This is a genomic window from Acinetobacter sp. ANC 4648 (assembly GCF_002135345.1).
Taxonomy (GTDB): Bacteria; Pseudomonadota; Gammaproteobacteria; order Pseudomonadales; family Moraxellaceae; genus Acinetobacter.
In genome coordinates, this window is sequence record NZ_NEGI01000003.1 from 325282 (window position 1) to 344197 (window position 18916).

Annotated in this window: 12 protein-coding genes; 4 read left to right on the forward strand and 8 right to left on the reverse strand. The window is 39.1% G+C overall.

Annotated features, from left to right (window positions below; all coding sequences use genetic code 11):
* Nucleotides 1-29 precede the first annotated feature (29 nt).
* The gene (locus B9T27_RS07650) at nt 30-1055 is read right to left on the reverse strand and encodes a type I glyceraldehyde-3-phosphate dehydrogenase (protein WP_086206242.1); all 1026 of its coding nucleotides are present in this window, start codon (nt 1053-1055) and stop codon (nt 30-32) included.
* Nucleotides 1056-1687: 632 nt separating this feature from the next.
* Between B9T27_RS07650 and alaS the strand changes: the two genes are divergently transcribed.
* The 3 genes from alaS to csrA all read left to right on the forward strand — a co-directional run bounded on the left by alaS (nt 1688) and on the right by csrA (nt 6229).
* A complete protein-coding gene (gene alaS, locus B9T27_RS07655) occupies nt 1688-4381 on the forward strand; it encodes an alanine--tRNA ligase (protein WP_171263355.1) in 2694 nt (897 codons plus the stop codon).
* A 64-nt stretch (nt 4382-4445) separates the two neighbouring features.
* Nucleotides 4446-5726 carry an aspartate kinase gene (locus tag B9T27_RS07660; RefSeq protein ID WP_086206266.1) on the forward strand — a complete coding sequence of 427 codons (1281 nt, stop codon included), beginning with the start codon at nt 4446-4448 and terminating at the stop codon, nt 5724-5726.
* Nucleotides 5727-5974: 248 nt separating this feature from the next.
* Complete coding sequence (csrA, locus tag B9T27_RS07665; protein WP_086206244.1) at nt 5975-6229, forward strand: carbon storage regulator CsrA; 255 nt, start codon at nt 5975-5977, stop codon at nt 6227-6229.
* Between the two features lie 73 nt (nt 6230-6302).
* Here csrA and rnhB read toward each other — a convergent pair whose 3' ends face one another.
* Nucleotides 6303-6872 carry a ribonuclease HII gene (gene rnhB, locus B9T27_RS07670; RefSeq protein ID WP_086206245.1) on the reverse strand — a complete coding sequence of 190 codons (570 nt, stop codon included), beginning with the start codon at nt 6870-6872 and terminating at the stop codon, nt 6303-6305.
* 62 nt (nt 6873-6934) lie between these two features.
* Entirely contained in the window at nt 6935-7315 is a 381-nt protein-coding gene (locus tag B9T27_RS07675) for a hypothetical protein (RefSeq protein ID WP_086206267.1), read from the reverse strand.
* Nucleotides 7316-7546: 231 nt separating this feature from the next.
* Between B9T27_RS07675 and B9T27_RS07680 the strand changes: the two genes are divergently transcribed.
* On the forward strand, nt 7547-8101 hold the full coding sequence (locus B9T27_RS07680) for a cytochrome b (protein WP_086206246.1): 555 nt from the start codon (nt 7547-7549) through the stop codon (nt 8099-8101).
* Nucleotides 8102-8164: 63 nt separating this feature from the next.
* Here B9T27_RS07680 and B9T27_RS07685 read toward each other — a convergent pair whose 3' ends face one another.
* From B9T27_RS07685 to B9T27_RS07705, 5 genes are all read right to left on the reverse strand, one after another.
* Complete coding sequence (locus B9T27_RS07685) at nt 8165-8527, reverse strand: hypothetical protein (RefSeq protein WP_086206247.1); 363 nt, start codon at nt 8525-8527, stop codon at nt 8165-8167.
* Nucleotides 8528-8616: 89 nt separating this feature from the next.
* Complete coding sequence (locus B9T27_RS07690) at nt 8617-9618, reverse strand: adenosine deaminase (RefSeq protein ID WP_086206248.1); 1002 nt, start codon at nt 9616-9618, stop codon at nt 8617-8619.
* 85 nt (nt 9619-9703) lie between these two features.
* Nucleotides 9704-11023: an NCS2 family permease gene (locus tag B9T27_RS07695; protein WP_086206249.1), complete on the reverse strand. Its 1320-nt coding sequence runs from the start codon at nt 11021-11023 to the stop codon at nt 9704-9706.
* A 609-nt stretch (nt 11024-11632) separates the two neighbouring features.
* Nucleotides 11633-15346, reverse strand: coding sequence for a hypothetical protein (locus B9T27_RS07700; protein ID WP_213033011.1), 3714 nt, complete (start codon nt 15344-15346; stop codon nt 11633-11635).
* Between the two features lie 12 nt (nt 15347-15358).
* A partial coding sequence (locus tag B9T27_RS07705) for an OmpA family protein (protein ID WP_143222569.1) occupies nt 15359-18916 on the reverse strand: 3558 nt, incomplete at its 5' end.

Sequence of the window (18916 nt, forward strand, 5' to 3'; positions counted from 1 at the left end):
AGATTATTTTAAAATAATAAGCTAATCAATCAAAAATAAAAAGATTCAGATAAATCCAGTAATCGGTTTGCATAACCCCATTCATTGTCATACCAAGCAAATACCTTGGCTTGCTGCCCCACCACCATGGTCTGAGTTAAATCAACAATTAAAGAATAAGGTGAATGATTAAAATCACTCGACACCAACGGTTCTTCTGTGACTGACATAATTTCAGCATAATCTGCATTTGCAGCTTTAATTAATTTTTCATTAATCAGATGTACCGTGATCGGTGACTGAGAAATAAAAGTTAAATCAATAGCAGCCACATTAATGGTTGGCACACGGATTGAATAACCATCGATACGATCTGCCATTTTAGGCATCACTTGCTTTAAAGCACCCAAGGCGGAAGATGTCGTTGGAATAATATTGTGTCCCGATGCTCGGGCACGACGTAAATCACGATGTGCATGATCTAATACCGATTGATCAGCCGTAACTGCATGAATTTCAGTCATTAACGCGGTATCTATTCCAAAAGCATCATCAATGATTTTCACCAATGGAACTAAGGCTTGAGTAGTACATGAAACACCTGAAATAATTTGATCACTAGCTTTAACCTCATGGTGATTAACACCATACACAATTGCAGCATCGACGGTATCAAATGGTGCAGCACCAATAATCACGCGTTTTGCCCCTGCTGTAATATGTTTTGTTGCAGCGGCTCTAGAGCGGAATAGACCAGTACACTCCAAAACTAGATCAATATCCAATGTCTGCCATGGTAACTGTTCTGGGTCTTCAACTTGCAGAATTTGTACTTTTAATTTGGCTAGCCCTGCTTCTATTTGCATATAAATGTGTTCATGCTCTTGAATCACATTGACCGTGCCATTAAATCTGCCATGCGTGGAATCATATTTAAATAAATGCACTAAGGTTTCAACATCAGCAATATCGTTAATCGCAACGATTTCAAAATGGAAGCTCTTTGGATTTTCAAACCAAGCTCGCAACACGTTCCGCCCAATTCTTCCGAATCCATTTATCGCCACTTGTTGCATTATTTATCCTTTATGTTGAAACCATTATTCGTAACAGCAGTTATATGTTATCGGATTTCTGTTTATGATCGCTATAATTTGCTGAATCAGAATGTAAATATCGTGTGTTTATTACTAAACTGATCAAACTTTGACTCAGTATTAAAAGTTCACACGAAAATGATGAGTAATTTATGCTTGCTAGAATATTTCTATACCAAACTCCTTATTTAAATTGATCTAAAGCTTACATTAAACAACTTATATCTCTCTTAAAGTTCACCTAACCCTCTCCAAGAGACAATATAAACGGTGATCAGTATTAAAATTGGATGAAAAATAATATAAATTCCAACCTAACAATTGACAAAATTTAGATACTCTTGAGTCCATCAATGTATTGCCTGAATTCATTCATACAATATAAAACAGCCATTAAGATGTTATTTTTTATGCTTAAATTTAAAATTAAGCACCAAATTAAAATTATTAGAATTGTACTTAATTCGCCTTAAAATCATTGGTGGATCAAGCTTTTTCCGTTATAATTTGGCGTTTTTAAAATTTTAAGCCGCGCATACTAAGCGAGCAAACATGATTAGACTCAGTTAGTATGCTTTTAGCCAATACGAAAATTAAGGAGTGACTTGGTTGTGAGTACTCGTTTTATGACAACTGCTGAAATACGTGAAGCTTTTTTGCGTTACTTTGAATCGCAAGGGCATACACGTGTCGCGTCGAGTTCACTAGTACCTGCCAACGACCCTACTTTGCTGTTTACCAATGCAGGGATGAACCAGTTTAAAGACTGCTTCCTCGGTTTAGAAAAGCGTGATTATGTACGTGCAACCTCATCACAAAAATGTGTGCGTGCAGGTGGTAAACATAACGATTTAGATAACGTCGGTTATACAGCGCGTCATCATACTTTCTTTGAAATGCTGGGTAACTTCTCTTTCGGTGATTATTTCAAACAAGATGCGATTCGCTTTGCTTGGGATTTTTTAACTGGCGAAGAATGGCTTGCGCTCCCTAAAGATAAGCTTTATGCCACTATTTATCATACAGATGATGAAGCATTTGATATTTGGAATAAAGACATTGGTTTAGCTGCTGATCGTATTATTCGTATTGGTGACAACAAAGGCGAAAAATACGCTTCTGATAACTTCTGGGCAATGGGTGACACGGGTCCTTGTGGTCCTTGTTCTGAAATTTTCTTTGACCATGGTGACCATATCTGGGGTGGCTTACCAGGCACGCCTGAAGAAGATGGCGACCGTTTCATTGAAATCTGGAACAACGTATTCATGCAGTTTAACCGTACTGCTGATGGCGTATTGCATAACCTTCCTGCACCATCTGTAGATACAGGGATGGGACTTGAACGTATTTCTGCTGTTCTACAGCATGTAAACTCAAACTATGAAATTGACCTTTTCCAAAACTTATTAAAGTCTGCTGCTGAAATCATTGGTGTTGATACATCTGAAGCAGTTGCAACAGCACAAGAAAACAATACACCAATTGAATACCCTGCCTCACTTAAAGTCGTTGCTGACCATGCGCGTTCATGTTGCTTCCTAATTGCAGATGGTGTAAATCCTTCAAATGAAGGCCGTGGTTATGTACTTCGTCGTATTATCCGTCGCGCAGTACGTCACGGCAACAAACTCGGTGCAACAGGTTCATTTTTCTACAAAATGTTACAACCTTTGATTGATGTCATGGGTGTAGCTTATCCAGAGCTTGCTACAAACCAAACACGTATCGAAGCCTTGTTATTAAAAGAAGAAGAGTTGTTTGCTAAGACACTTGAACAAGGTTTGAAATTGCTTGAAGGTGAGTTGGTTAACTTAAAAGGTAAAACAATTCCGGGTGCAACAGTATTCAAACTCTATGATACCTATGGTTTCCCAGCTGATTTAACAGCTGACATCGCACGCGAACGTGACTTAGAAATTGATGAAGCTGGTTTTGAAGTTGAAATGGCCGCGCAACGTCAACGTGCCCGCGATGCGGGTAAGTTTGCAGTTGACTATAACAGCATTGTTAAAGTTGAAGGTGAAACCCAATTTGATGGCTATACGGCAACTCAAGGCCAAGGTCAAATCATTGCAATCTATAAAGATGGCGAACAAGTTGAGCAAGTTACTGAAGGCGACGAAGCCCTAATTGTACTCAACCAGACGCCTTTCTATGCAGAAAGTGGTGGTCAAATTGGCGACACGGGTATTTTCAAAAATGAAACGGGTATTTTTGAAGTTCAAGATACCAAAAAATCTGGTGGCGCATTTGTCCATCAAGGTATCGTGACCATGGGTAGCTTAAAAGCTACTCAAAATGTAGAAGCGATTGTAAAAGCAGATATCCGTGAAGCCACTGCGCGTAATCACTCTGCAACACATTTATTACATGCAGCACTACGTCAAGTTTTAGGTTCACATGTGCAACAAAAAGGTTCGCTGGTTGCATCTGATATTTTACGTTTTGACTTTGCTAATGACCAACCCGTAACTTTCGAACAATTACAAGAAGTGGAACGTATTGTAAATCGTGAAGTTATTGCAAACACCGCAGTTTCGACTGAACTCTTAAACATTGATGCAGCCAAAGAAAAAGGCGCAATGATGTTGTTCGATGAAAAGTATGGCGACGAAGTCCGTGTACTGTCTATGGGTTCAATTATTGAAGATAAAAACTTCTCGATCGAACTATGTGGTGGTATCCACGTCAAACGTACTGGTGATATTGGTTTATTCAAAATCACATCTGAAGGTGGTGTAGCAGCTGGTGTACGTCGTATTGAGGCCGTTACAGGAACTCAAGCTTTAGACGTTGTACAAAAAACTGATGCAGATATCCAACAGATTAATGCATTATTGAAAGCACAAAAAAATCAAACCGTTGAAAAAGTTGAAGCGACTCTTGAAACAGCACATCAACTTCAAAAACAGATTGAACAACTCAATCAAAAGTTAGCGAATTTTCAATCAGCAGAACTTTTAAGCCAAGTTCAAACGATTGCAGCTCGCCCAACGCTGATTACGACTGTGCAAGGTCAAGATGCAAAATCACTGCGCAATTTACATGACAGTGTAAAATCTAAATTAGAACATGCGGTCATTGTACTTGCAGGTGTCGATGGCGACAAAGTTAGTCTAATTGCATCTGTAGCCAAAGACTTCACGAACAACATTAAGGCAGGTGAAATTATCAAACACTTAGCTACCGAACTTGGTGGTAAAGGTGGTGGTAAACCTGATTTAGCACAAGGTGGCGCGCCACTTAACGAGAAGTTTGATCAAGTAATGGCAGGTTTAACTGCTTGGCTTGAGCAAAAATAACTTCACTTTTTGTGTAATGGATCCTGAAAAGGTACTTCAGGATCATGGCTTTTATGGAACAACTATGGCATTAATCGTTCAAAAATATGGTGGCACCTCTATGGGTACTCCCGAGCGCATTCTAAATGTTGCTCGTCGTATAAAGCGCTGGCACGACCATGGCCACAAAGTGGTTGTGGTGGTCTCTGCAATGAGTGGCGAAACCAATCGTCTACTTGCTTTAGCGAAAGCCATTACCGAAACCCCTGACCCACGTGAACTTGATCAAATGGTGTCTACAGGGGAACAGGTCACGATTTCAATGTTAGCTATGGCACTTAATTCAATTGGTGTCGCAGCTAAGTCTTTAACTGGTCGCCAAGTCGGAATTAAAACTGATAGCGTATTTACCAAAGCACGTATTGAATCGATTGATACTGATGTCATGACCAGCCACTTAGATGCGGGACGTGTCATTGTTGTTGCAGGTTTCCAAGGTTCTGATAGTCATGGTAACACCACAACTTTAGGGCGTGGTGGTTCAGATACTTCTGGTGTTGCATTGGCAGCTGCTTTAAAAGCAGATGAATGCCAAATTTATACTGACGTAGATGGTGTTTATACCACTGACCCACGTGTTGCACCAAAAGCCAAAAAAATTGATCGTATTTCATTTGAAGAAATGCTTGAAATGGCATCTCTTGGTTCTAAGGTTTTGCAAATTCGTTCGGTTGAATTTGCGGGTAAATACCAAGTACCTTTACGCGTATTATCGAGTTTTGATAATGACGATGATGGTGCATTTGATGAAGATTTCAAAAAAAATGTCGGGACACTAATCACTACTGAAACGGAAGACAACATGGAAAATCCTATTATCTCAGGTATTGCGTTCAATCGTGACGAAGCTAAATTAACTATTTTAGGTGTGCCTGATGAACCGGGTATCGCTGCGAAAATTTTATGTCCGATTGGTGATGCAAACATTGAAGTGGATATGATTATCCAGAATGTTGAAGAAGATGGTACAACTGATTTCACCTTCACTGTTAACCGTAGTGAGTTGAAAAAAGCTACAGCAATTCTTGAAGACACCGCACAAAAAATTGGTGCACGTGAAGTTGCTACTCGTGATGATATTGTTAAAGTATCGATCGTTGGTGTAGGCATGCGCTCACACGCAGGTGTCGCAAGCAAAATGTTTACTGCTTTAGCCAGTGAAGGTATCAATATCTTGATGATTTCAACGTCTGAAATCAAAATTTCGGTCATTATTGAAGAAAACTATTTAGAACTTGCGGTACGTACCCTTCATACTGCTTTTGGTTTAGATCGTGAACACGGTGAATCAAGCGTGCGTGCTTAATTATTAAGCTTTTATGCAATGATTTATTAGTTTATATCAAGTAATAAAAAAATTAGAGCCACTATAGTTTTTCTTATAGTGGCTCTGTTATATTAAACCCACAGGTTTTTTTGGAAAAAATCAGCAGAACTGTTAGAATTGCATAATTCATCACAATTTTCTGTTAAGATTCCATCTGATACCGAGGTTGTTGCTTTCACTTTTTGAAAAAACTATCGCAGGTTTAGCGTTTAAGCAAGGAGATAAACATGCTGATTCTGACTCGTCGTGTCGGAGAAACATTAATGATTGGGGATCAAGTCAGTGTTACTGTACTTGGCGTAAAAGGCAATCAAGTTCGTATTGGTGTGAATGCGCCTAAAGAAGTTTCTGTCCATCGTGAAGAAATTTACCAACGCATTCAACATGAACGTGCCATGCACGAACATCTTCAACATATCGACCAAGATTATCAGCCTTCTTTTGAAGATGATAATGCGGCGCAAAACAACTATAATCGATGAGATTATTAAGTTTTGAAAAATAAAGCGGCTCAAAGGGCCGCTTTAAATTTATCACTAGGTTGAATTTCAATACTCAATCAAGACCTAATGCTTTTTTGACTGGCGCATAGCTACGACGATGCTGGTCAATTACACCATGGATTGCAATCGCTTCAAAATGTGCTTTAGTCGGATACCCTTTGTGTTTAGCAAAACCATATTGCGGATATAACTTATCTAATTCTACCATGTCATGATCACGCGTCACTTTTGCTAAAATACTTGCAGCACTAATCTCTGCATGAATCGCATCACCACCCACCACAGCATCACAGCTCACCACCAATCCCTGCGGCACTTTATTACCATCGACCAAAACATGCTCTGCAGGTATTTTTAATGCTTCAACTGCACGGCGCATAGCCAAAAGCGATGCCTGCAAAATATTAATTTCATCAATTTCAATATGAGATGCTTCTGCAATGGCCCAAGCCAGAGCCTTTTCTTGTATTTCTTTAAATAATTTTTCACGTTTTTTTTCAGTGAGTTTTTTAGAATCATTTAATCCTTCAATTGGATTATTTGGATCTAAAATTACCGCAGCAGCGACCACAGAACCTACCAACGGCCCGCGCCCTGCCTCATCTACACCCGCAATTAACATGTATTTACCTATCTATATCAAAAGAGGCTAAACCCGTCAGCCTCTTGAATTTTAACACGGGATCAGCGAACGACCTCAGCCACACATGCATTAATTGTTTTAGTGACTGCATGCTTAACAATAGTTGCACGTGCATTTGGATCGAGTGCAGCAGTTGCTAAATCGACAGCCGTCACACTTTGTGGTGCTTTATCGCTGACACAACCACAAATTTCACTTTGAATATTCGTTTTTTGATCAGTACTCATCAATTTGGTTGCTGTTTTCCAAGCGGGAAGATTATTAAGTTCAGTTGTACATTTTGCATTAATTGCAATCTTTAAAGCCACTGTACCCAATTGTTGAGTGGTTGTACCAGCAGCCGACATACCTGTTGAATCGGTTGTTGCACAAGCTGTTAAAACAAGGGCAAATGGTGCAAGCGTAGCAACTAATTTTTTCACAGTTGTTCCTTTTGTCATGAAAATAAGTGCGCGTATTGTGCCTAATCTCATGCAGAGATCATACTTAAAATACTCAGCATTCAAACAATCCCCTCTTAGTCGCTTAGATTCTCGACACATTGCGGAACAACGTTGCAATTTTAAAACAATCCGTTGAGTTTTTAACACTGATTTTTTCTTTAAAAATAAATATGATAATAGCTAAATTGAATGCTTATCTCAGAGAGCAACATGCAAAAAAAACCACAGTACTATACAAGAACAGCGCAATACTTGCATTGGATTATGGCTATTATCTTTATTAGTGCATGGCTCATCGGCTTCTATAGTGCTAATTTCCTCAGCTATGACATGGATGGTACCTTTAAAGGCACAGTGATTACTCTGCATAAAAATATTGCCACAGTTATTATTTTTTTAGTCATCATTCGGATTTTTTGGCGTTACACCCACCCCGCTCCACAATTACCCGATAGCATGTCACCGATGATGAAAAACATGGCACATTTAGGCCATTTGGTTCTATATCTGCTATTGTTAGCTTTGCCTATCACTGGTTGCTTATTTAGTTGGAGTGCTGGACATCCTGCACCGGTGCTGTATTTATTTGAAATCCCACGCTTAGTCCAAGACAATCCTGATTTACTTGATATTGTAAAACCCATTCATATTTACCTTTCATGGTTTGCAGGTTTAGTGGTATTGGGTCACATTCTTATAGCACTCAAACATCATTTTATTGATAAAGACAATGTCCTCCGCGGCATGACTAGTCAGGGAAAATAATTTCCTCAGCATGCCTCCCTCCCTTTATTGCGCCGATATATACACTTTTAATTTCTATATCGGCTATTTAAAGGCATCCTGTGCACAGCCTTTTAAACTATTCATTACAACACGCGTCATTAATTCATTCTTAACTGACTCATTTACAGTGGCTACTAAAATATCTTTGGTAGATATATCATGCATCGCATTTTCACTTACACATCCGCAGACTTTGCTTTGAGTACGACTTTGTTGAGCAACTGATAAAAACAATGCAGATGCCTGCCAAACTTTTGAAGCCTTTAATTCAGATGCACATTGTTGTTCAATCAGTGGTTTTAACATTTTCTGAGTTAAAGACTGCTCTTTAACTGCTGTTGCAGCATGGATCATTGCGCTACTCAAAAAAATAACAACAAGCAGCAACTTTAATAAATTTTTCATACCATATCCTTCAAAGATAAAGCAGTATCTTTAGATACTGCTTTATCTCAACTAACCAGCGATTTTATGGGCAAAAAAGAACATCAAAATTATGCTAAAGCATCAATCTGTTGAATCCACTTTTGCTTTTCTGTATCAGGAATAAATGAAGCTTCAAATGAGTTTTTTGCCAACTTCTTAAGTTCATCATTAGACAAATCTAAAGATTCAGCAATTGCGATAAAATTATCATTCATATACCCACCAAAATAAGATGGATCATCTGAATTTACCGTAACATGTACTCCTTGTTTTAAGAGTCGATGAATATTATGTTCAGCCATATCATCCACTACACAGAGTTTTAAATTACTTAATGGACACACGGTCAACGGCATTTTTTCGGCAATTAGACGCTCAAGTAATTTTGGATCTTCTTCTGAACGCACACCATGATCAATCCGGTTTACTTTTAGTAAGTCTAAAGCTTCCCAAACATATTCAGCAGGACCCTCTTCACCTGCATGTGCAACGATCAGGAAACCTTCTTCACGTGCTTGTGCAAATACTCGCTCAAATTTTGCAGGTGGATGGCCTAATTCACTTGAATCCAAACCTACAGCAATGATTTGATCTTTATAGGGCAAAGCCTGTGCTAAAGTTTCAAAAGCAGCCTCTTCACTTAAATGACGTAAGAAGCACATAATCAATTGAGCACTAATCCCCAGTTTAATCTGGGCATCTGTACATGCACGCTTTAAACCATTCAGCACTGTTGTAAATGCAACACCACGATCTGTATGTGTTTGCGGATCGAAGAATATTTCAGTATGGACTACTTTATCTTCAGCACATTTTTCAAAATAAGCCCAAGCTAAATCATAGAAATCTTGCTCATGAACTAAAACATTTGCACCAGCATAATAGATATCTAAAAAGGATTGTAAATTATGGAAGTTATACGCCAGCTTCAGCTCTTCAACTGATTTATAAGGAATCTCAATTTGATTACGTTGCGCAATGGAAAACATCAGTTCAGGCTCAAACGTGCCTTCGATATGTACATGCAATTCAGCTTTGGGTAAAGCACGAATGAGTTCGATTCTATTCATGAAATATCCTCAATATAAAACGTCTAAATAACTAAAATAAAAAAGGGCGCAAACCAAGTTTACACCCTCAATCTAAATGAATGAATCAGCCACCAAATGCAGCAAATTTAATCACCCAAAGCACAGCAATAATCCAGACCATATAAGGTACAGTTGCAGCTTTACCCGTAAACAATTTGATTAATGCATAGCTGATAAAGCCCATGGCAATACCATCTGCAATTGAATAGGTAAACGGCATAAATACGATAGTTAAGAAGGCAGGAACAGCTTCAGTAATGTCATCCCATTCAATATTCACAATGCCTTGAATCATCAAAACACCGATAAACAATAATGCCGGTGCCGTAGCAAAACTAGGTACAGATTGAGCCAATGGTGCAAGGAATAAACATGCGATAAAGAGCAAACCGACAACAACAGCAGTCAAACCTGTACGACCACCTGCGGCTACACCAGCAGATGATTCAATATAAGGTGTTGTTGATGATGTCCCTAAAGCAGCCCCTGCAACAATTGCTGTTGAATCGGCAAATAATGCTTTTTTCAAACGTGGCAATTTACCATCTTTGAGTAAGCCAGCACGATGTGATACACCCACTAAGGTTCCAGTTGAGTCGAACAAGTCTACAAGGAAAAAGACAAAAATAACACCGACTAAACTTGCAGTGAATAGACCTTTGAAATCCATTTGTAAGAATGTTGGTGCAATAGACGGAATCGCTCCTACAACACCTTTAAACTCATTTAAACCTAGCGCTGTTGCTAGGACAGTAATCACTAGAATACTAATGATAATTGCACCACGAACTTTAAAGTGATGCATTATCACTACAAGGAAAAAGCCGAACAATGACAACAATACTGTTGGTTGTTTAATATCACCCAAACCAACTAAAGTTGCTTGATTATCAACAATAATCCCTGAGTTCTTTAAAGCAACTAACGCAAGAAATAACCCTATCCCCCCCCCAATAGCAAACTTCAAAGACATTGGAATTGCATTAACGATCGCTTCACGAATTTTAAACATACTGATGATGATAAAAATCAGACCTGACATAAACACAGCTGCAAGTGCAGTTTGCCAAGGCACCCCCATTCCGATACAAACTGAATAGGTGAAATAAGCATTTAAGCCCATCCCAGGAGCAAGTGCGATTGGATAATTCGCCACAATCCCCATCACCAAGCAACCAATTGCAGCTGCCAAACAGGTGGCAACGAATACTGCACCATGATCCATTCCCGTTTCCGAAAGAATCAAGGGATTGACAATAATGATGTAACACATGGTTAAAAATGTGGTTACACCCGCAAGGACTTCAGTTCTAAATGTCGTCTTATTCTCGCTAAGTTTAAATAAACGTTCAAGCAAACCCGCTGAAGGATTTGAAGTGGTCATTGTTGAGCCCCTGTTAAGTTTGAGCTAGGCGTTAAGTGAGTTTTGAGCATTCATTAAATGAACATTGGCAAATGAGGCTCGAATGAAACATTCAATAAACATACCAAAATGACTTTTCCGATAAAGTAATTTACTGAACTAAAAAAGCTGCCTGTAAGCAGCTTTTAAATCAAGTTAAAATAGTGGACTAGACTATTTTTCTTTATCGTATGATATTTTACAAATTATAGCATATTGTTTAAATATTTTTATGAATACTGATGATCAACCATTACCAAGCAGTCAACACATACAATCCTTCTATAATACTCCTGTAGTTTAATATTCAATTTAGCTAAAAACCAACCAATTGATAATTAAATATTTAACTTAAATAAAAATAATCAATTCAAGCTGAACTAAAATTTATTGATAAAAACTGATTAATACGACAATCTTAAAATATATAAATTAGCGGTATCTGCACAAATTTTGAAAAGTAAAATCATCTTAAAAATTCGAGTACGCAGTGAGTTACAATCCAAACAAAAAAAGCTAAGGAAATGAATTAAATATCAAAACCTTAGCTCTTTCATTTGTTTAATACTCTACAATATTAATTAAATGTTATTAATAATAGCCTACAAAGTTCAGGAACCATCCTTTATTACGATAGTTATCTACGCGAGTTAAATCACCATTGAACTCTGTAAAATTATAGCCAATACCGACACGGAAATTTTGATTAATATCCTTATCAATACCCAAGAGCACCCCTTGCTTATCCCCACCGTCCTGAACATTCAACCAACGGTATTCTGCAAGCGCATGCCAATTATTTAGTACTTCATAACGACCTTGCACTGCTGTAAACATCGTATCGGAATCAAACCACTGCCCCTGATCACGCCCTAAGCGTACTTTGCCGACGCGATCTGCTAACTTCAAAGCAGTTTCAAAACGATGTGTCCAACGGTACACACCTTCAAGTGAAACTACTTGTGCTTGCTGATCATAATAGGCTGCCGAGATTGCACTATCATCCCAACCACTGACCTGACCAAGAGATGATAAATCATAAACATAGGTATAGCGCCCGAAAACGCCCCATCGAGAGTCATTCCATGGTCGATAAGCAAATCCTAAGCTACTTTCAGCAAATTTTGCACCTGCTTCGGCATTAATATGATCACGAGTTTCAGAATAATTGGCCTTTGCTGCCAAGGTTAAACTGTCATTAATTTTATGTCGTAATGTATTCGTAGTCACCCACTGTGTTCTATCTTCAGCATCTGAATCATCACGCCATTCCACTTTACTTTGCCAGTTCGTGTTTGGAGTAGTACGTCCACCATAAACACTCACAGCTTTACGCTTTACATTTCCACTGCTTGCATCAAGATTACCATGCTGTAAGGAATAACCCAGATTCCAATTTTCTGCAGGGTAAAAATCCATACCAAAGGTATGCACTAATGCATTGCCGTTACGCTGATCTTTCAAATACTGACTTTCATTATAAACATTTGTTCGCTGAGTTAGACGCCAACGCTGACCGAGCGTCCAACCTGCCTGATTATCATGATTAAATAAACTATCATACTGAGTCGTATCCGCTGCTACTGTATATGCACCATACAAGCTATGTTCTGGAGTAAGTTGGTACTCCCCCGAAACTGTTGCCGAATCTCCTCGGCTACCATGGGTTGCTGCAGCATTTACAGAAGATTGATTTCCAAATAAATAGCGTCCACCTAAAGTCACAGCATCATTATTATCATACTGCCCCGAACTATTGACAGTCGCTTGGCCCACGCCATACATCTCCAATGAAGGTGTAAGTCTTTGACTATACTTTAGTGCTGCAAGTGTTCCAGCCGCATCACCTGCAAAGCGCTCTTCATCTACATGTCTTAATTCTGCAGTCAGTGTTTGCTCATCATTCAAACGCCATTCTGTTGTAACCTGACTTTGGCTTAGACTTTCTTGACCACGCTCAGCTCGACTATGCTTAGTGTATAAACTCATATTAGGTTTAAGTTCCCCTAATACTTCAGCGCCATACTCCGTCACATCCTGTCCTATAAAATCAGTCCGAGCCGAAGAGTATCCTGCATCGATGTTTCTCCACCACGCACCAGCACTCCAATCACGAGCCGTCAAGCCTTGCTCTTTTAAGTTAACTCTTGCTTCCACCGAAGTTGCCTTACCATTTCTAGGTACATTAGCGGTCAACTGAGTAAAACTTAAACCACCATTATCTGAAAAAAAGACGGGAACACTGGTCGACTCACTTTGTCCATGTTCGACTTTTAAGTACGTGCCTCTTCCTGCTTTTAATGTAATATCTGCCGCTTTAAGCTCGTAATCATCACCAGATTTTTGTTCATCAATATAGGTTGCTCCTACACCAATGTTATCATTTAACCAATGTTTAGCACGAATACCTGCGGTTAATTGGCCATCCAAACCTTTCGGTGCATATTCATAATCGACTATTAGACGTTGTTCATAACCATCTAATGGCGTATCAATAGTAATACTATTGCGATCTTCACTCGCAATTTGGGCTAATGGTCTACGCGTAATGATACGTCCTTGATAAGCATCAAATTCATAATCTGCACCACTAATCAATTGCTTGGTCGAAATCACTCGACCCGTCGTTTTATCACGAACTTCCAAGCTCACAATATCTGAACCTGGAACAATATCCGTATGGCGTAAATAATATAAACTTCCGCCTGTACCTAGTAGCTCTGTCTGGCCATGTGCTGTATTGGCATCTGATCCAAATAAGCGAATTTTTGTTTTTTCATCACCATATTTGGTTGATAAATTACTTCTCCAATCCAATGCACCACCATAAAGTGAGCGCTGGTATTGAGCCAGTTCAGTGCCTGTAAATCCTGTAGCATAGTTACCCCATAACGCTTGGTTTTTATCCCAATCTACACGAAGGTACATTCGCCCTTGAGTATCAACATCTCGTGTTGTCGTAGAGTCATCACCATAGGTTGGATAATACTGTTCAGGATCTAATCGTCTAAAAACATCTTCAGCGTAAGAATCTGTAAATCCAGTAAATAATTTTCTAATTTCCCTTTCAGTTGTATCCGCCTGAGCAGTAATTAAGTATTTAGCCTTGAGTTTAGATTTAACATAAAATGCAAGTCTTGCATCTGTAAGTAAATCATCATCTCTGCCAGCATTGGCAGCAATTTCATGCGAACCACTAATTTTCTGTTGTTGCACAGTCACATCTGCAATGGCAGTACCAAAAAAGTATTTACCCGTTACATTTACAGGCAATATTTTTTCTATTGCAGTCTCACCATTACCCACACGAATATTAAACTGGTGTTCTCCCACAGGCATGAGATATTCTGCAACAAACTTGCCTTCTTGATCGACTGGATAAGTTTGGTCATTAATGGATAACTGACTATTCGAAGGAATATTTCTTCCTTGTACTCGAATTCGCGAACCATGCAGTAAAATATTCTGTTGTCTTAAACCATTCCCAGCAAAAACATTGTTAATTAAACTTTGTTTAAGTGCATCCTGAGTCGTCAATGCAGTATTCATACTTTTTTCAAGCGTGTTTCTTAATAAAGTATTATTGCGTTGTTCATCTTGTGGACTCACCAACTGGAATTGACCCGGATAGGTTTCATCAAACTGTCCATTTTTGCCATAAGCACGGACAATATAAATTAATTGATCACCCTCACGATATTGATATGAAGATGACAATTGACCTTGCCATTCTGTATCTGTAACAGCGCCAACAGTTAAAGGTATTGTTGCTAAAGGTGTGACATAATCTGTATCACTGCTCCGAAAAACCAAAAGCTCCATTCTGTCAATAAATGCAGAATAGTTGCTTCGAGTAAAAAAGTTCACTGGTTTTATAATCTTACCATTTGCAAAAGCAACCACCGAAGGTGCTGATACTGTCAGTTCAGCACGTCCTGGAGTAGGATCTTCCGTCGCCCAGACCACTCCACCATGTGGTAATTCAGCATAAAAACTACCTTTTACTTTCGCAACCCCAGGTGTCGCTGCAGAAGCGACACTCAGAGTAACTCGCCGGTCAGGAGCAAGCTCATCAGATGATGACTTTTTAGATGTTCCCTGAGTGATCTGCTCATCATAACTTTGTGAGCCTACACGGAATAACAATTGCCCATCATCAGAACATTCATTGTTCTGACAATTTACTGCATTTTCATTACTCTTTTTAGATGATTTCTGCGTTTCTAAATAACTGTCTGCCCACACATATGGCGTCATTCCAGTCATTAATGAGGCAATCATATAATTCAATAATTTAATTTTCATGGTAGCCCCTTCTTAATGACTGATGTTTTGCTGAGTAGACGAATCACTCAGCTGACTGGTTTTCAGGGTACGAGATTCTTCATCATTCAAAAGGGTAACCTGTAACTTCTGCTTTACCTCATCTGATAAATATGGCAGCAATGCCTGATAAACAGCCTTCGCTCGTTTTAATCCAAGTTTCATGTTATATGCATGATTTGCTCGAACATCTGTATGCCCAACAATAGAAACAACTTCACCTTTAGATTGATTAATATGTGTTGCTATCTGCTTAAGCAAAGGAATATAACGGGGATGAACATCTGCTTTATCTGTTTTAAATAAGACTGTACCAACAATTACACCTTGCTCATTCAGCCCACTCACCAATTGGTTCTGACCATTAAGCTCAGTCATTACAGAAATTGATGTTTTAGACAAAACTTCTGGCGATAAATTCTGCTTCAAAGCATTCTGCACTGCTTCGGCGCGAGCAAAAGCAAGTGCTTCATATTCTCCATTGGCAGTGATAGTTAAATTACCGCCATGGAATTTATCCACTTTCATCGCAATGGTTTTCAATACTGGTAAATATTTATCACGCACTATTGCTTGATTAGGTTCAAACAAAACCTCGCCAAGTTCCAGTTCTGCTACTTTAGATTCACCTTTCAATAGTTCTGGTTGAGTGTATACACCAAAATCAAAACGTACTGGTAGACCAGGTGTAACTCGACGAAGTAATGGATTATTGGTTGTAAATACAGAACCTTGTGGCAAGGTAGCTGGGTCAACTTTTAAAATAAAGTTACGACCTCTATCCCAATTTCCACCATTCACACCCACCAAATGGTAACGACCAAACTGATCCGTTTCCATTAAAATTCCTTCCACAGAGGCAATGCGCACTCCCGGAATACCTTTTTCATCAATACCTGTACTGCGAATAATATATTCAACAAGATAGCCATCAGATACCTGAGTCACTACACGCTGAACATCGAGCTCAACTGCATTTCTTCCTGCTTTCGCTTCGCCAGTTTTTTCAATACGTACATCACCCGTTTTTGTCATATGGACGATGACACCTTGGTCATTGTTCAAGACAAAATCATCTGTAAATGCCAGCGTTTTGAGTTTTTGACGAATCATGATTTGATGATTTTGAATTGGGTCAGCTTCAGACTGACGCGCCTGAATATTCCCCAATTTAATCCCATGTAATAATGGAGCACTTGCATCAGCTTCTGGCTGATAACCAGAACCTTTATTCACTTCAGTAGAATTTGGAATATAGGCTTCAGGTACAAATCCACCTTGAGCGACCATACCACTCACTGCTGCACTGTCTTGCCATCCATCACGATCACGATCATTAAATACCGTACCAAAAATTAGCGATTCATCTAGTAATGGATCATTATCTGACTGAACAGAAGCAGTAGATTTATTAGAGATATCATCTCCGTCACTATTTTTAGTAATTGCAGTGTTGGTATGAGTACCTTGCTGAATACCAGCACCAACCTTCGTTAAGTAACTAATTGAACCAGTCTTTCCAACAGCCAAACTAATGCCATTAAAGACCACTGGACGTGTACCAGTTGCGGCAATGTTATTACCTAAACTTGAACTTGTTACAGAACCAGCAACATAAGTAAATCCTGCTGCTGGCGTATCAATTAATTGAGCATTTTCTACAGCTACTTGACCAATATTAGTTACTTGAATGGTGTAACGAACAAGATCACCAACTTTGACTTTCTTCACTGCTGCTGATTTCACAATCCTTAATAGAGATTCATCTGCAATAACACCAACTTTGATATACGCTGTAGAACAACTCGACAACTCAAAATTATCACAAATTTGATAATGAATTGTGTAGTCACCTACGGGGGTTCCAGCCGGAACTGTTACCGCTCCAGTTATCAAATCGAGTAAAGGCACCAACGGATTACCATTCACTGGTACTGCAGGTTCTAATATTTTTCCTGTAATTTCAGAAGGATTAAAGGCAAAATTATTTAAGGTATCATTTTCTGAATAAGCATTACCTACAGTTTTGGTCTGATTACTACCTCGATGAACACCATAGTTATCATCTACAGCCTTAATCTCTCTTTTTACTGGAGTCGTTGTACTACAAGTTGTACAGCTTGGTTGATCTCCACCTGAAGCAATCACCGTATTGACAACAGTATTTATTGCATCTTTACCAACCACTACTTGATAACTAATCGGATAGGTATTTGGAATCTGACCTTTTGGTGCACTAATACTAATGTTTTTACCCGTACCTGTGATTGTCCAACCTGTCGGGGCAGTACCACTCACAAAGCTTAGGCCTTGACCTAATGTATCTGTCAACGTTAAGACATCAGTCGTTTGGGAATTCGCAACTGTCACATTAACCGTATAGTTAATTGTGTCACCTACTTTTGCTGTAGTTGCAGTCGTAGTTTTTACAATATCAATACTTGGTTTAGTCACTGGAGTAGTGGTGGTACATGTGGTACAGCTTGGTTGATCGCCACCTGATGCAATAACTGTATTGACAACATTATTTACTGCATCTGCATTGACCAGTACTTTATAAGTGATGGTATAGGTATTTGGAATCTGACCTTTTGGTGCATTGATACTGATGTTTTTGCCCGTACCTGTGATTGTCCAACCTGTCGGGGCAGTACCACTCACAAAGCTTAAGCCTTGACCCAAAGTATCATTCAGCGTTAATGCATCTGTAGTTTGAGAGTTCGCAACCGTCACGTTAACCATATAGTCAATCGTGTCACCTACTTTAGCTGCAGTTGCTGTGGTCGTTTTGATCACATCAACACTTGGTTTCGTCACCGGTGTAGTAGTAGTACATATAGTACAGTTTGGATTATCTCTTCCTATTGCTGTAACTGTATTTAGTACATTATCTACTGCATCCGCACCCACTAAAACCTTATACGTTAGATTATAGACTCCTGGCATTTGACCTTTCGGGGCAAGAATATTGATCTCCTTTCCGATGCCAATTAACGCCCACCCTGTTGGTGGAGTTCCACTCACAAAGCTTAAGCCTTCACCAAGAATATCTTTCAAAGCCAAAGCATCTATTGTTTGTGAATTTAGTACCGCTATCTTCACAGTATAATCAATTGTATCACCCACTTTAACAGTAGTTGCTGTCGTTGATTTTTCAAGGTTAATGACCGATACAGCTACTGGGGTAGTCGTAGTACAAGTGGTACAGCTTGGATTATCTCCTCCCGATGCAATAACGTTATTCACCACCTCATTAAAAGCATCTTCACCCACCAACGCTTTATACGTCACTGGATATGTACCCGGCACTTGACCTTTTGGCGCACTGATACTGATGTTTTTGCCCGTACCAGTGATCGTCCAACCTGTTGGGGCAGTACCACTCACAAAGCTCAGACCTTGACCTAATGTATCTGTCAAGGTTAATACGTCTGTAGTTTGGGAATTGGTTACCGTCACTCGAACTGTAAAGTCGAGGTTATCACCAACTTTGGCTGTCGTTGCTGTTGTGGTCTTTTTAACATCAACTCCAGGTTTAGTTACAGGTGTCGT